Consider the following 16402-nt stretch of genomic DNA (forward strand, 5'->3'; position numbering starts at 1 on the left):
TTAATGTGAGTGATACAGCAACCATCATAAGAGAGGCACCAATCTGACAAGGTATTCAAAGAAGATACTTTCAACGTGTCGCTATTTGAAGCTTAAATCTATGAGAACATGAAATTTAGAATCAGCCTTTCCCTTCTTACCGTGTTGTTTTTAGTGCACACAGCCGCTTTTTCGCAGGACAAGAACTTCTACGTGTTCCTGTGCTTCGGGCAGTCCAACATGGAGGGGCATGCCAAGTTCGAGCCTCAGGACACAACAGGGGTGGATAAGCGGTTTAGGGTTCTGGAAGCAGTAGATTGCCCCGACTTGGGAAGAGAGAAGGGGGAGTGGTATACCGCTGTTCCGCCTTTAGCCAGATGCAATACTGGCCTGACGCCCGCCGATTATTTTGGCAGAACCTTAATCGCGAACCTGCCCGACAGCATCAAAGTTGGGGTTATCAACGTTTCTGTTGGAGGCTGCAAAATCGAGCTCTTCGAGAAAGAAGGTTACAAGTCCTATGTTGCGACAGCTCCCGATTGGATGACGGCTGCCCTGGTGCCCTATGATAAAAACCCTTACGGACGCCTGGTGGAGATGGCAAAGCTGGCTCAGGAAGACGGGGTGATAAAAGGAATCCTGTTGCATCAGGGAGAGTCAAACACAGGTGACACGGAGTGGCCCGTAAAGGTTAAAGGGGTGTATGATAACCTGGTGAAGGACCTGGGACTTAACGCTGCTGCAGTTCCTTTGTTAGCCGGGGAAATGGTAAGCAAGGAACAGGGAGGAGCCTGCGCCAGTATGAACGCCATCATCGCGAAGCTGCCCGAAACGATTCCCAACGCACACATAATTTCTTCAGAAGGCTGCCCTGCCGTGTCTGATCACCTGCACTTCAGTGCGGAAGGCTACAGGATGCTGGGCAGGCGCTACGGAGAGAAGATGCTGTCACTGATGGGGTATGATAACATTCAGCCTAAGTAAGTAGTTAATCTAAGATTTTAAATACAGATAAGCTTATGCAAACGAAAAGAAGCATTTAAGCGGAATCTACCGCATCATCACTCCTGAAATGGTCCATAACACAACACCAAAATATTAAAAATATGAGAGAATCTATGAAAAAATGGTTTTTCCTGATTGCTGCATTGCTAGTGACTTTTGCTTCTCATGCGCAATCCAACTTCAGCAGCAAGCTAATTGGCTTGGGTGTGGTGGTGTCTGACCTGGACCTCTCTTTAGACTTCTATGTAAATGGAATCGGTATGGTGAAAGCCTACAGCTTTACGATCAACGAAGAATTCTCAAAGCGTTCGGGGCTTTCGAACGGCGTTCCGGCTTCGGTAACAGTCCTAAAACTTGAGAATAGTCCGGACGCCAGCGAATGGAAGCTCATGAGCTTTGGGAAAAAAGCCACGCATCCGAAACAAACCTTTATTCAGGATGACACGGGAGTACAGTACATTACCATCCATGTAAAAGCACTAAAGCCCGTCATCGAAAGGCTGAAGCAGCGGAATGTTGCATTTCTGGGTAGTTCGCCAACCCCTTTGAACCAGAATACTCATTTTGTGTTGGTGCAGGATCCTGACGGAACCTTTATTGAACTGATAGGACCTATGGAATAAGTAGCCATTCAAAACCATTGTACCCTTTCAACCTGAACCACCAGAACAGTCTCCGGTAGTTAGTTTTTATAAATATAGGTTACACGAATGATTAAGCATCTTCTTCAACTAAGTTTACTTAATTTTCTTTACCTGTTCATTGCGCTGCCCTCACACGGCCAGGGCGCACAAAACCCCATCATTCACGCCGATGTCCCCGACATGGCCATGATTCGGGTTGGAGACACCTACTATATGAGCAGTACCACCATGCACATGAGCCCCGGGTTGCCCATCATGAAGTCCAGGGACCTTGTTAATTGGGAGCTGGTGAACTATGCCTACGACACGCTGGGAGACGTTGACGCGTTAAACCTGACCAACGGGGAAAGTGCCTACGGCAAGGGGTCCTGGGCCAGCAGCCTGCGTTTTCATGACGGCACCTACTATGTGACCACCTTCGCCCAGACTACCGGGAAAACCTACATTTTTTCGACAAAGGATATTGAGAACGGCCCCTGGAAAGTCCAGTCCTTCGAGCCTTCCCTTCATGACCATACCTTGTTCTTCGACGATGACGGAAAGGTGTACATGATCTGGGGCGGCGGACAGCTAAAGATGGTGGAACTTAGGGAGGACCTGTCCGGCATAAAGCCGGGTACGGAAAGGGTGCTGATCGAAAATGCCACGGCACCTGCCGGCCCCAATGTCGGGCTGCCTGCCGAAGGGTCTCAGCTTTTTAAGGTGAATGGGAAATACTACCTGTTTAACATCGCCTGGCCCAAAGGCGGCATGCGAACCGTTATCGTCCACCGGGCGGATAAGATAACGGGTCCTTACGAAAGCAGGGTGGCCTTCCAGGATAAAGGTGTGGCGCAGGGAGGGCTGATCGATACACCCGATGGCGACTGGTATGCATACCTGTTCCGCGATTATGGCGCGGTGGGGCGCATCCCATACCTGGTTCCGGTAAAATGGGAGGATGGCTGGCCTATATTGGGCGTGGAGGGCAAGGTGCCCGATGAGCTATCCCTTCCTGCCAGCAAGGGCCTGGTGCCAGGCATTGTGGCATCCGATGAGTTCACGCGCAAAAAAGGGAATTCTGCATTGCCATTAGTGTGGCAGTGGAACCATAATCCTGTGGATGCGCTTTGGTCGGTTACAGAGCGGAAAGGTCACTTGAGGTTGAAAACCGGGCGGGTAGACCAGGACTTTTTGCAGGCAAGAAATACGCTGACCCAACGCACCATCGGACCTGAAAGCGCCGCTTCAACAGCGATCGATGTGTCGAACATGAAGGCGGGTGATGTTGCTGGTCTGGCCCTGCTGCAGCAAGGGTACGGCCTGGTTGGGGTCAAATACGAAAATGGGGCTAAATCCATTGTGATGGTCAATGCCGACTCGGGCAGCCCGGTGGTAGCGGAAAGTATACCGCTCAAACAGGAAAAGGTATACCTGAAAGCCGAAGGAGACTTCCGTAACCGCAGGGACGTGGCCACCTTCTACTATAGCCTGGATGGCAAAACCTGGAAGAGGATCGGCTCACAGCTGAAGATGGCCTACACCATTCCGCATTTCATGGGCTACCGCTTTGGCCTGTTCAACTATGCCACGAAAACGCCGGGCGGCTACGTAGACTTTGACTATTTCCACATCGATGACCGAATTACCAATGCAAGTAAAGCGCAGGCAGCAGAGTAGAAGTACGTCGGATGATGATGCGGAGTCCATTTTCCAATAAGGAGGGAGAAAGAGATTTATTTAAATTCCCCTGCTCCTCTGAGGCCTGAGTAATGTCAGATCTGAACTAATAAATCAACAGCTAAAATTAAAGATGAATAGAATGAAATTTGAATTTACCCCATTGGTAAACAGGCGGTTTGCGCTACTGTGCGTTCTTCTGACTATGTTTTCTTTTATGGGATTGGAGGGAAAGGGCCAAACGAAGGGGAAGGCGGCAAAGAACGCTCCCATATTTTCCGATTTTGTATATGAGGGAAAAGACGAGGTATACAAAAACCATCCGTTAAAGGCGGGGGAATTTTACAACCCCATTTTGCAAGGTGCTTACCCCGACCCGGCCATCACCCGCAAAGGCAATGATTACTACATGGTGCACTCCTCGTTTGCCATGTTTCCCGGAGTGCCCATTTTCCACTCCAATGATCTGGTGAACTGGACACAGATCGGGCATGTGCTGGACAGGCCCTCGCAGTTGGATGTGCACGATACGGGAATCAGCGCTGGCGTGTACGCACCGGATATAGAGTACAACCCGAACAATGACACCTTCTATATGATCACGACAGCCTTTGCCGGAGGGCTGGGAAACATCGTCGTCAAAACGAAAGATCCCTTACAGGGCTGGAGCGAGCCGAACAAGTTACAGTTCAACGGAATAGACCCTTCTCTTTTCTTCGATGACAACGGGAAAGCCTATGTGGTGCATAACGATGCCCCAGATAAAGGAAAAGAGCTGTATGAAGGGCACCGGGTGATCAAGGTTTGGGAGTACGACCTTGAAAAGGACCAGGTAATTTCCGGAACCGACAAAATTATTGTCAATGGCGGGGTTGATCTTGAAAAGAAACCAATCTGGATAGAGGCTCCTCATATCTATAAAAAAGACGGACGTTATTACTTAATGTGTGCCGAAGGCGGTACGGGCGGCAACCATAGCGAAGTCGTTTTTGTAAGCGATGATCCGAAAGGCCCCTATACACCTGCTCCGAACAACCCCATCTTGTCGCAAAGGTATCTGAACCCAAACAGGGCAAACAAAGTGGACTGGGCCGGGCATGCCGACTTAGTGGAAGGGCCTGACGGCAAACATTATGGTGTGTTTCTGGCTATCCGGCCAAACGAAAAGGGCCGGGTCAACATTGGTCGTGAGACTTTTATCCTGCCTGTCGATTGGTCCGGAGAATTCCCTGTTTTCGAGAATGGGCTTGTGCCGATGGAACCGAAACTGAAAACGCCTGAAGGGGTAGAAAACAAAACCGGCGAAGCAGGTTACTTCCCCAATGGTAATTTTACCTTCACCGATAATTTTGCCTCTGATAAGCTGGATTACCGGTGGATTGGCTTGAGAGGACCCCGGGAAGCGTTTGCTTCTACCACAAAGGAGGGATTGCGGATCAACCCGTTCCCGGTCAATATCAAGGAGGTGAAACCTACCTCAACGCTTTTTCACCGGCAACAGCACAATGCGTTCACTTATACCACCACACTGGATTACAAGCCTGCATCAGAAAAGGATTTGGCCGGTATCGTGGCCTTGCAAAGTGAAAAATTTAACTACGTATTCGGTGTTACCAAAAAAGACAAGGATTACTACATCGTGTTGCAAAGAACAGAAAAGGGGCAGTCGAACATTATCGCCAGCAGCAAAATTGATCTTAAGAAACCAATACGGCTACAGGTGAAGGCCGACGGGGACGATTATCAGTTCAGCTACGCAACGAACGGAACCGACTTGGTGAATGTGGGTGGCACAGTCTCAGGTGATATCCTGTCAACCAACGTGGCAGGAGGTTTCACGGGTACTTTGCTTGGCTTGTACGCCACTTCAGCAAATGATGCTTACCCCAAGTAAAAGGCTCCTATCTATTTCCGGATGCTGCATTCAACTGACCGGCACTTTTGATTTCGCTTACAATGTATCGCTCGATCTGAAAGTGACATTGGAAAACATGTAGCATAAACGGGACAGAAGGAGTAAGGGGGCTGTACCTGGTGCTCAAAGAAGATAAGAATGTTATTGGCATGTACTGGTGGAAATTCGCCGGGAGATGAGAATGTACATGTAACAAGCTTCTTATATCAGAATAACAGGCATACTTAAAAAACGCCTGTTAAAAAAAACTTTTTACATTACAGGAAATACCTATCATCCCATGGGAAGAATTGATTTTTCAGTATCGCCACCCATACCACAGGGCAGCTTATCCATGTGAATGGCGGCTATAGGCACCTGGAGAGGACAATGGTAAGAGCTTGAAGCAGCCTATAACATTACAGTATATGAAAACATTAGTATGTACAACACCCGGGACGTTAGCGTATAGTGCAGCAGCAATGCCAGCGCTTACCAGAGGCCACGCGATCATAAAAATCAGGCGTATTGGCATCTGCGGCACTGACCTGCATGCTTTTGAGGGGACACAGCCCTACTTTGAGTATCCGCGCATACTGGGGCATGAACTCGCCGGAGAGTTAGTTGATTTTGACGATGCACCAGGCTTTCAGAAGGGAGAGGCGGTCACTTTTATTCCCTATTTCAACTGCGGTGTCTGTATTGCCTGTCGCTCCGGTAAGCCCAATTGCTGCACAAAAATGCAGGTGTGCGGGGTGCATGTGGATGGCGGCATGGCAGAATATCTAACAGTGCCCTCCAGTGCTCTGGTGCATGGAGGCAGTTTGTCTTATGACGCTTTAGCACTGGTAGAGCCTTTCGCCATAGGGGCACATGCTGTCAGAAGGGCCGGGATACAGCCCGATGAACAGGTGCTAGTCGTAGGTGCCGGCCCTATTGGCCTGGGGATCATGGAGCTGGCCCGAATTGCCGGAGCAACAGTTATGGCGATGGATATAAATGAAGCACGCCTTGCTTTCTGTAAAGAGAAGCTTGCGGTACCTTATATCATCCATGCCACCGCTCACGATGTAAGGGAGCAGTTATCTGAAATGACGAATGGGGATATGCCCGCCGTCGTGATGGATGCAACAGGAAGCCAGCAAGCTATTCAAAGCTCTTTTCAGTATATGGCACATGGCGCCCGGTATGTACTGGTAGGTTTACAGAAGGGGGAGGTCTGCTTTAGCCATCCTGAGTTCCATAAGCGGGAGGCTACGCTCATGAGCAGCCGCAACGCCACACGCGAAGACTTTAACAAGGTGATATCTTCTATGGAAAATGGATTGATTGACCCGGAGGCATACATCACGCATCGGGTATCTTTTGACCAGGTGCAACATGATTTTAACTCCTGGCTCAAACCGGAGACCGGAGTCATAAAGGCGATGGTTGAGTTGGAATGATATGCACTTCAGAATTATCGCTAAGCTCATTCAAGCATCCTCGTGATAAGTAGCGCTTATCGGAGGTCAGGAAGCTGCAGATAGCATATGATTAGAAATCTTGAAGCCATAAACCAAGGATGATGATATCACAAAGAAAGATGATGCGAGGATTCTTCTGTTGTCTGCTGCTCAGCCTGACATTCCTGGGCAGCGCATTTGCGCAAGACAGTGCTCCCCTGAAGCTTTGGTACACCCAGCCCGCACAGAAGTGGGTGGAGGCCCTGCCGGTCGGAAACGGGCGCCTGGGCGCTATGGTATACGGGGACCCCGCTGAGGAAGTGATTCAGCTGAATGAGAACACGGTCTGGGCCGGGCAGCCCAACCGCAATGACAACCCACAGGCCAGGGAAGCGCTACCTGAGGTCCGTAGACTGATTTTTGAAGGCAATTACAAGGAAGCCCAGCAACTGGCGAACCAGAAGTTCATCAGTAAGACATCGCACGGGATGCCATACGAGACCGCGGGCAACCTGAAGCTCTCCTTTGCCGGCCATGCAAACTACACAAACTACCACCGGGAGCTGGACCTTGAGAAAGCGGTGACTACCTCCAGTTACCGCGTCAACGGGGTGAACTACAAAACAGAGGTGCTTTCCTCTTTTCCGGACCAGGTCATTGTCGTTCGTATGTCGGCGGATAAACCAGGTGCAATCAGCTTCTCCGCTACGATGGACAGACCTGCGAATGCCGCAGTGTCTACTAAAGGCAGTGATGAACTCATCCTCTCCGGGAAATCAGGCAGTCATGAGGGAGTAGAAGGAAAGGTACAGTTCCAGGCCCAGGCCAGAGTCCAGAATACAGGCGGGACAGTTAAAGCCACTGAGAGCAGTTTGCATGTGGAGCAGGCGGATGAAGCCACCATCTACATCTCCATCGCAACTAATTTCAATAACTACAAAGATATCAGCGGAAACGCAGGAGAGCGGGCAGACGCTTACTTGCAAAAGGCCTTGAAGAAGGGGGTAGAGGCCATCCGCAAAGACCACGTGGCCGATTATAAACAATATTTCGACCGGGTGAGCCTAGCCTTAGGCCAAACGGAAGCCGTAAACCTGCCAACTGACCAGAGGATAGCTCAGTTTAAAATTGGGAACGACCCGGCCTTGGTGGCCCTTTACTTTCAGTTTGGCAGGTACCTTTTAATATCTGCTTCAAGGCCCGGTGGGCAGCCGGCGAACCTGCAGGGCATCTGGAACGACCAGCTCACCCCGCCCTGGGACAGTAAATACACCGTGAACATCAACACGGAGATGAACTACTGGCCCTCCGAGATAACAAACCTGACGGAGCTGAACGAGCCGCTGATACAGATGGTGCGCGAAGTTTCCGAATCTGGCCGTCAAACCGCAAGAGACATGTACGGGGCAGATGGCTGGATGCTGCACCACAACACCGACATCTGGCGCATCAACGGGGCTGTGGACGGTGCCTTCTGGGGCATGTGGCCCATGGGCGGTGCGTGGCTTTCCCAGCACCTGTTCGACAAGTATGCGTTCTCCGGTGACAGGGAGTACCTTGCATCCGTTTACCCCATCCTAAAGGAAGCCTCTAAATTTTACCTGGATTTCCTGGTCGAGGAGCCGGAGCACGGATGGCTGGTAGTTGCTCCTTCTGTTTCTCCGGAAAATGCCCCGTCCGTTCACCCTGAGTCATCTATAGCGGCAGGTACCACCATGGACAACCAACTGGTTTTTGACCTGTTTAGCAAAACCATCAAAGCTGCTGAGGTTCTTAAAACAGATGAGGCATTGGTAGCTGAAATGAAGAAGAGCCTTCAGAGGCTGCCGCCCATGCAGATTGGCAAGTGGGGGCAGCTCCAGGAATGGATGCACGACTGGGATAGCCCGGAGGACAAGCACCGGCATGTGTCGCACTTGTACGGACTTTATCCCTCGAACCAAATTTCCCCTTATCGTCACCCGCTGTTGTTTGATGCCGCCAGGACATCCCTTCTTGCCCGGGGTGATGAGTCCACGGGTTGGTCGATGGGCTGGAAGGTGAACCTGTGGGCGCGGCTGCTGGACGGCAACCACGCTTTGAAATTAATTGAGGACCAGCTATCGCCTGCCGGTAGTGAAGGCTTTGGAGAAGGGGGCGGCACCTATCCAAACTTGTTTGATGCGCACCCCCCCTTTCAGATAGACGGGAATTTTGGCTGTGCGGCGGGTATTGCCGAGATGCTCCTGCAAAGCCATGATGGAGCTGTGCACCTCTTACCGGCTTTACCTGACACCTGGACGAAAGGCAGCATCAGCGGTCTTAGGGCCAGGGGAGGATTTGGGGTGGACATCAAGTGGGAGGACAATAAACCAGATGAAGTGACTATCCGGTCTGCCTTGGGGGGCAACTGCAGAATACGGTCTTACTACCCGCTCTCTGGCAAAGGGCTGAAGCGGGCGAAGGGGGCGAATCCGAACCTTTTTTACCAGGTAGCTGAAATAAAGGATCCCTTGGTTACCGCTGATGCAGACTTAAAAAGTGTGCAAGTCAGAAGCATCTACGAGTACGACCTTAAAACCAAACCGGGAGGTGTTTATGTTGTCAAGCTGGCAAAATAAGTAAATACATGATTGTGTAGCCAGTTTCGGTGCGAGTGCGCCTTGCCTCCTATTTTAAAGGCGGCAGCAGAACAGCGGATGCCGAAAGCAGAGGCCAGCCAGGTGAAAGTGGCTAAGTTTCATCCGTACCTGAAGTCGAGTGGAAGAGGCTTTATTTATCATAAAATTAAAAGGCTTTGTTCCGCCTGAGCGACACTATCTGTTATAGGGGAACCCAGGAAAGTCTTAATGAATCGCTCATAAACATGTTCAAGATGTCCCTAATGTAACATGGGCGAAAATACCTGTAACATGAGAAGTATTCTGTGTGGGTTCAGTTATTTATATTTGATTGGTGAGAGCGAAATAGTTTTTTCTAAAAGTTCGCTGGCGGTATCTGATTACGAAATATATTACAAAGGGATGATGAACTAATACATTTAAAATGGCGATAAATGTGCTGATGGCACAGGGATGATTTCTGCATGTGTACCATTATCCTCTACATGATAACCGCTATTTTGATTTGCATGGTAGGCTGGTAACTGAAATCGCAGTGTTGGGATGGAGGCACGGCGGCCGAGGTGTTGGTCCTGCGTTTCTGCTGAAGGCGGCAATGATACTATTTCCTGTTCATGGGATTTCTCTACGGAGAGTCCTTTAACCTACTTAAACAACCAATCAACAGATGAAAAAAATATTTATTAGTGGTGTTCTACTTCTTTGCAGCCTGATAAGCTATGGGCAAACCTCCATCATTCTGGATGCCAAAGGCTCTGATCAACAGATTAGTCGCCACATTTACGGCCATTTTGCCGAGCACCTGGGGCGTAGCATCTATGGCGGCTTTTATGTAGGAGAAGACAATACCAAAATCCCGCACGTCAATGGAGTACGGAAAGATGTTATTGCCGCTCTCAAAAACCTGAATATCCCCAACCTGCGCTGGCCCGGGGGGTGTTTTGCCGATACCTACCATTGGAAAGACGGTATTGGTCCTAAAAATGAGCGGCCTACCATTGTAAACACCTGGTGGGGCGGGGTTACCGAGAACAATAGCTTTGGCACACACGATTTCCTGAACTTGTGCGAGATACTGGAGACTGAGCCTTACCTGGCCGGAAACGTAGGCAGCGGCAGCGTGCAGGAAATGATGGACTGGGTACAGTACACCAACTCCAAAGAGGGAAACCCTATGGCGAAACTGCGGCAGGAAAACGGCCGTGCTGAGCCCTGGCAGGTGAAGTACTGGGGCATTGGCAACGAACCCTGGGGCTGTGGCGGCAACATGGACGCAGAATTTTATGCCAATTTATACAAACAGTACGCCACCTACCTGGGCAAGGGCTACCTGGAGGGAGGGATTTATCGCATCGCTTCTGGTCCTGCCGGCGACGACTACAACTGGACGGAGGTGCTGATGAAAAAAATACCCCTCTCACTTATGGAAGGTATTGCCCTGCACCATTATGCTGTAACCGACTGGGAAGCCAAAGGCCCGTCCACCACTTTTGACGAAAAACAGTATTTCGGCACTATGCGGCAGGCCCTGCTGATGAACGAGTTGGTGGAGAAGCACAGTGCCATCATGGATAAGTACGACCCACAGAAAAAAATAGGCCTGGTGGTAGACGAATGGGGCGGCTGGTATGAAGTGGAACCTGGCACCAATCCCGGCTTCCTGTACCAGCAAAATACCATGCGCGATGCCATGATCGCCGGGGCTACCCTTAACATCTTCAACAACCACAGCGACAGGGTCCGTATGGCCAACCTGGCCCAAACCATCAATGTGCTGCAGGCAGTGATTCTTACCGATGAGGAAAAAATGCTGCTTACCCCAACCTACCATGTGATGGAAATGTACAAAGTGCATCAGGATGCTACCCTGCTGCCACTACAGGTAAAATCAGCAGAGTACCAGTTCGGCGATGATAAATTGCCGGCAGTTTGGGCATCCGCATCCCGCAACAAGCAGGGCCTCACCCACATCAGCTTGGTAAATGTGCACGCCAGCAAAGCGCAGGAAATCAGCATCGATATTAAAGGGGCCAACTATAAAAAGTTGAACGGTAGAATCTTAAGTTCCAAAAAGTTGCAGGATTACAACACCTTTGAAAATCCCAACCTGATCACCCCTAAAGCTTTTAAAGATGCCAAACTGAGGGATAATACCCTTTCCCTGCAAGTACCGCCCTTTTCGGTGGTAGTATTGGCATTGCAGTAATGGTAAGGCGGGAAAGAAAATCAGCAAAAAGCGCTGGGGTATTGGGACTAAGTCATCAAGATCACCCGCCCTCTGTACAAGGACATACTCCTGGTGCACTACAACGGAAGCAGCCAGAGCCATTGACATGGCTAGAAATGCAACCATTCAGGCCCTAGAGCAACAAGAGAATTTACTTATGGAAAAGGTCCAGTCACCGGCGAAAAAGTTCAAATACATCACCAGAGCCACGGAGGCAACTGGAAAGGGATGTTTGGTTCACCCTATGTAGGTAGCGGGCAAATAAGGAGTGGGTTTATGAGTGCAGTGACTTTAATGCCTAATAGTAAAGGTAAAGTTTTGAAAGTTTAAATTTATAAATAAATTTATTTAATTTATGAATAAATAAATTATATCCCTATGACCTATAAATCTATAAACTTGGCTAAAACGTGCATCTTGGCCGCTTTACTTGTTTTTGCTGTATCAGTAAAGGCGCAGGACGGCACCATCTATCCACTCGAAGCCCCTTCGGAGCCAGGTGCCATTCCGCTCGGCACGGGCGGTGTGGATGGGCAGCCTGCCCCCGAGACCTGGTTCCGCCAGTGGGGCGACCCGATGGCCCGGAACATCTCTACTGCGACCCTCACCCCCTTCCTGCCCGAACGGGGCAAGGCGAACGGTGCGGCCGTGATCGTGGCACCCGGCGGCGGCTTTAGGTGGCTTTCGATGGGCAACGAGGGTTGGGAAGTCGCACAGGCACTTGCCGACAAGGGAATTGCTGCTTTCGTGCTCAAGTACCGGCTTCACCCGACTCCGGCATCGCTCGACGACTTTACGGCATGGATGAATCGCCCCCGCCCGGCCCCCGCCGCGTCTGCCAGCACATCACCCGGTGTCACACCGCCGAGCCTGCTGCAGCAGGACCTGTCTAACCAGCTCGAGGACGCCGAGGCGGCCTACGCCATGATCCTCGACCGGGCCGAGGAGTGGGGTGTCGACACGGACAGAATAGGCATGATCGGCTTCTCGGCCGGCGCCGGCCTCACGATGCACGCAACACTTAACTCCCAGGCCATGAAGCTGGCCTTCATTGGTCCGATCTATGGCGGCATGGGCCCTGTGGAGGTGCCGAAGCACGCCCCGCCCATGTTCAATGTGATCGCCACCGATGATTTTCTCTTCCGCGGTCAGTTCGGAGTGATTGACTCCTGGTACAAAGCGGGCATACCTGTCGAGTTCCACCTCTACCAGAACGGCGGCCACGGTTTCGGCCTCGGCAATCCCGACCGAACCAGTAACCGCTGGTTCGACGCTTTCATGCACTGGCTGGAGGTAAACGACTTTCTTACAGCCAAGTCCGGGAAATGACCAGACGGACCTTCATGAACGCCACAGCTACGCGTTGCACAAAACTTTAAACGGCTGCAAAGGACGAGGGCAACACCTGCCTGCTGCCTGGCTACCGGCGCAGCAAGTCTGCAGGTGTCATGCTGCGCCAGTTGAACTGCTGTACACGCGCAACCTGTCGTCGCCAGTAAGGCGCTGCGAACTTTTTCCGGTGTCTTTCGAAAAGCGAAGGCGACATGGCTGGAGCGTCAGAACAGGGGCTGCAGCACATAAAGCCAAAGCAGATAGAGGAACACGAGAAGGGTCCTGAACCTGGTGTTTCTCAAATTCAAGTTAAACCTTTTGGTTTGTTTAAGAAAGGTTCTGGGAGAAACCACCTTTCCGGCCTCCTGAAGGTGGTAAGGGTATGGTACTGTCGCGGTAAGCAGCAACATAAAGCAGGTTGCTTACAGACAGATCAATGTGCAGAGAAAACTTGGCCGTTGCCCAAAAGGGACGATTTGCGGGGGCGGAAAATTTGCAGCCAATAGTGTCATTATTTATATAATACTCATGACCTTACAGGGGCATGATCGGCTTCATTGATAAATTTTATAATAAATATGAAAAGGCGAATACTTTTATCTGTTGTAGTGCTACTACTATCAGCATTCAACTATGCTTCAAGCCAAGATTTGCAACTCAATGATCTAGAGTATTTTGAGACGCAAGGTGTCAATGTTCTAGTATACAATAACCTTTTTACCGGAGGTTTTAACGATGAGAAAAACGCCGGTATAGAAATGATTCACCATGGCGTCAGAACATCGCAAGGCGGCGCTGTGAGACTTTCCAACACGCCCGAGCAGTGGGATCTTGTTCCGGAAATATTAAACCGAAAGGTAGACCGTGCCTCAAAGACCATCGAGGCTACCTTAAGGTATAAAGAGTATGATTTTGATTCGCGTGTGGTTGTCACGCCGAAGGGGAAAGGGCTTGAAATAGCTGTGTACCTTGATAAACCCCTTCCCAAGGCACTTGAAGGTGCTGCCGGATTTAATCTTGAGTTTCTACCCTCGCAGTATTGGAGTAAGGCCTATTTGATGGATGGGCGTTATAATCGGTTTCCGCGCTATGTGGTAGGTAACACGGTAACGAGGCCTAACAGTGAAAAACCAAAGCAGTTTAAGGGGTTTAATACTTCCGACGACAGGGGAACCGGCAAATTTATCGATCCGCTTCCGCTCGAAACCGGTCGCACCATTCTTCTGGCACCTGATGAACCCGAACGTTTGGTGAAAATCACCTCGCAGGATGCCGATCTTATGCTGTTCGATGGCCGTGTGCTGGCACAAAACGGCTGGTTTGTCGTTCGTAGTTTACTTCCTGCAGGAAAAACAGGCAAGGTTTTGACCTGGACGGTTGAACCAAATGCGATTAAAGGTTGGACAAGAGAGCCAAATATCGGTTTCTCACAGGTGGGTTACCTCCCTGCGCAACCCAAGGTGGCTGTCATTGAACTCGATAAGAAAGATAAACCACTTGCAAAAGCATCCTTGTATAAAGTGGGCAACGACGGCAATGTTTCCGAAGTGTTCAGTGGCAAAATTGCACCTTGGGGCAACTATTTTAAATACCACTATGTCAAGTTCGATTTCTCTTCAGTAAAAGCCCCCGGAATATACTATATCCAGTATGGCAATGTTAAGACGGATAATTTTTTAATAGAAAACAACGTATACGATAAGATCACCGATGCCACCAGCGATATATGGATCCCTATCCATATGAACCATATGTTCGTAAACGAGGCTTACCGGGTATGGCATGGCGAGCCCTTTAAAGAAGGTTATCTCCAGGCTCCGCCCAATTCCGATCACTTCGACCTTCATGACCAAGGCCCCACAACCGATACCAAGTATAAAGCGCTGGAATTGATCCCCGGTTTGAACGTAGGCGGTTTTTTCGATGCCGGAGATTTTGATATCGAAACTGGATCGAATATTAACGTGGTGCAGAACTTTGTCCATACATGGGAGTATTTCAAACCCCTACGCGATCAGACATTTGTTAGTCAGCAGCAGCGTTATGTTGATCTTCACCGACCTGATGGAACCCCAGATGTGTTGCAGTTTATCGAGCACGGAACCCTAAACCTGGTGGCGCAGGCAGAGATTCTCGGCCATATGACGCAAACGCTCTCGAACGCTGTTTTAGACAATTACCATCACCTTGGCGACGCAGCCTCCATAACAGATGGCCTGCCTTACAATCCGAACCTTGGCCCTTATGAAGTTGCCCCTGATGGACGTTCGAGTGGTGTGAAGGATGATATGTGGGCTTTTACGAGCCGCAATCCTAACCTCGACCTCAGGGCAGCAACCATGTTAGCAGCAGCAAGCCGGGCATTAAAGGGATATAACGACGATCTTTCGGCACGAGCGTTGCAGCAGTCCAAAAGGCTGCTGAAAGAAGCAACGGAATTACTCGCCAATCAGCCGCAGGATACCTCTCGCAGAGCATGGGGAGCAGCAGCAGATGTTTCCACCAATCTTCAGCTGTATATCTCAACCGGCGAGCAACAGTATGCCAATAAGTTTCAGGAACTTTTATGGCCTGCACTTGATCGTAATGTTAATTTCGTCCTTTTGACGGCATTAAATGCCATACCACACATGGATGCAGCCTATAAGGAAAAGCTCCGGCCGTATGTCGTAAAGTACAATGATTACATCAAAGGGCTTGACAAGGATAATCCATATGGAGTACCTATCGGCCTTGGTAACTGGGCAGGTAATGGAGCTATTACCAACTTTGGTACCACCGTTTGCTTTGCCAACCAATATTTCCCTGACATTATAGATGCCAGCCATGCTTACAAGGTTACCAGTTGGTTATTTGGCTGCCATCCATATCACAATTATTCGTTTGTGGCAACGGTGGGCGCTACTCGACCCAAAGCAACATTTTATGGTAATAACAGAGCTGATTTCTCTTTTATACCGGGCAATGTTGCTCCGGGTGTGTTGTTCAGAAAACCCGACCATTTTGAAAACTACGACGACTGGCCTTTTCTGTGGGGACAAAATGAGGGCACGATTGCTGGTAATACCAGTTATTTAATTTTTGGATCCGCTTTTAAAAATTTATTAAAATAACAATTTGTTAAGCAGTAGTGCATTAGCTACTAATTCAAACCTGTGCAATTTTAGCTGTGCGAAAAGCTGAAAACTATTCAATAAACAAAACGATCAAGGGTATAATTTAATATTTTCCACCATGACTTCGAACACTAACTTTTGTTAACATACGGTATGAAAAATGACGGACAGAAGGTTACGCAAGGGTTGTAGCCCGCTGCAGTTTATGTAACATGACAGGATATCGCCTGCAATTACCGACTTTTTATACCGCCAACGGAGCCCTTTTATCCAACATAAAAGAGCTATGGGCTCATGCATTTAGCTTTGTAGAAGTAGAAGCTCCAGCAGTAGTGAGGGAAGGAAAGCGATTCTTGATGAAGCTTGCTGTCTTGGCCGCTCCATAACTGGCTGAGGAGGTGGTACAGGTTCCAGGCAGCTTGGGCATTGAAGTGCCGCGGCTCTGAGCTCTGCTTACGGTTGCAGGTACTAGCCGGAGACAACATAGCGTGTGTGGGTTAA

At 49.7% G+C, this 16402-nt stretch carries 9 protein-coding genes; all 9 read left to right on the plus strand.

Features of this window, described 5'->3' with window-relative positions; translation table 11 throughout:
• Positions 1-108 precede the first annotated feature (108 nt).
• The 9 genes from CHB92_RS20765 to CHB92_RS20810 all read left to right on the plus strand — a co-directional run bounded on the left by CHB92_RS20765 (position 109) and on the right by CHB92_RS20810 (position 15898).
• Positions 109-963 carry a sialate O-acetylesterase gene (locus CHB92_RS20765; RefSeq protein WP_089321160.1) on the plus strand — a complete coding sequence of 285 codons (855 nt, stop codon included), beginning with the start codon at positions 109-111 and terminating at the stop codon, positions 961-963.
• A gap of 134 nt (positions 964-1097) precedes the next feature.
• On the plus strand, positions 1098-1607 hold the full coding sequence (locus CHB92_RS20770; RefSeq protein ID WP_245842764.1) for a VOC family protein: 510 nt from the start codon (positions 1098-1100) through the stop codon (positions 1605-1607).
• An 87-nt stretch (positions 1608-1694) separates the two neighbouring features.
• The gene (locus CHB92_RS20775) at positions 1695-3287 is read left to right on the plus strand and encodes a glycoside hydrolase family 43 protein (protein ID WP_089321162.1); all 1593 of its coding nucleotides are present in this window, start codon (positions 1695-1697) and stop codon (positions 3285-3287) included.
• A 142-nt stretch (positions 3288-3429) separates the two neighbouring features.
• The gene (locus tag CHB92_RS20780; protein ID WP_308701869.1) at positions 3430-5181 is read left to right on the plus strand and encodes a glycoside hydrolase family 43 protein; all 1752 of its coding nucleotides are present in this window, start codon (positions 3430-3432) and stop codon (positions 5179-5181) included.
• 428 nt (positions 5182-5609) lie between these two features.
• Complete coding sequence (locus CHB92_RS20785) at positions 5610-6626, plus strand: zinc-binding alcohol dehydrogenase family protein (protein WP_089321164.1); 1017 nt, start codon at positions 5610-5612, stop codon at positions 6624-6626.
• A 143-nt stretch (positions 6627-6769) separates the two neighbouring features.
• Positions 6770-9226 (plus strand): glycoside hydrolase family 95 protein, encoded by a 2457-nt coding sequence (locus CHB92_RS20790; protein WP_218824289.1) that lies wholly within the window; start codon positions 6770-6772, stop codon positions 9224-9226.
• A gap of 667 nt (positions 9227-9893) precedes the next feature.
• A complete protein-coding gene (locus CHB92_RS20795) occupies positions 9894-11432 on the plus strand; it encodes an alpha-N-arabinofuranosidase (protein WP_089321166.1) in 1539 nt (512 codons plus the stop codon).
• A gap of 399 nt (positions 11433-11831) precedes the next feature.
• Complete coding sequence (locus tag CHB92_RS20800; RefSeq protein ID WP_089321167.1) at positions 11832-12782, plus strand: alpha/beta hydrolase; 951 nt, start codon at positions 11832-11834, stop codon at positions 12780-12782.
• A gap of 581 nt (positions 12783-13363) precedes the next feature.
• Complete coding sequence (locus CHB92_RS20810; RefSeq protein WP_089321169.1) at positions 13364-15898, plus strand: cellulase N-terminal Ig-like domain-containing protein; 2535 nt, start codon at positions 13364-13366, stop codon at positions 15896-15898.
• Positions 15899-16402 lie beyond the last annotated feature (504 nt).

This window comes from Pontibacter ummariensis (genome assembly GCF_900188175.1).
GTDB classification, from domain to species: domain Bacteria; phylum Bacteroidota; class Bacteroidia; order Cytophagales; family Hymenobacteraceae; genus Pontibacter; species Pontibacter ummariensis.

Coding starts and splice junctions, on each gene's coding strand:
- CHB92_RS20770 (WP_245842764.1), top strand. CDS start 1,098: ATGAAAAAATGGTTTTTCCTGATTGCTGCATTGCTAGTGACTTTTGCT.
- CHB92_RS20800 (WP_089321167.1), top strand. CDS start 11,832: ATGACCTATAAATCTATAAACTTGGCTAAAACGTGCATCTTGGCCGCT.
- CHB92_RS20765 (WP_089321160.1), top strand. CDS start 109: ATGAAATTTAGAATCAGCCTTTCCCTTCTTACCGTGTTGTTTTTAGTG.
- CHB92_RS20780 (WP_308701869.1), top strand. CDS start 3,430: ATGAAATTTGAATTTACCCCATTGGTAAACAGGCGGTTTGCGCTACTG.
- CHB92_RS20790 (WP_218824289.1), top strand. CDS start 6,770: ATGCGAGGATTCTTCTGTTGTCTGCTGCTCAGCCTGACATTCCTGGGC.
- CHB92_RS20785 (WP_089321164.1), top strand. CDS start 5,610: ATGAAAACATTAGTATGTACAACACCCGGGACGTTAGCGTATAGTGCA.
- CHB92_RS20810 (WP_089321169.1), top strand. CDS start 13,364: ATGAAAAGGCGAATACTTTTATCTGTTGTAGTGCTACTACTATCAGCA.
- CHB92_RS20795 (WP_089321166.1), top strand. CDS start 9,894: ATGAAAAAAATATTTATTAGTGGTGTTCTACTTCTTTGCAGCCTGATA.
- CHB92_RS20775 (WP_089321162.1), top strand. CDS start 1,695: ATGATTAAGCATCTTCTTCAACTAAGTTTACTTAATTTTCTTTACCTG.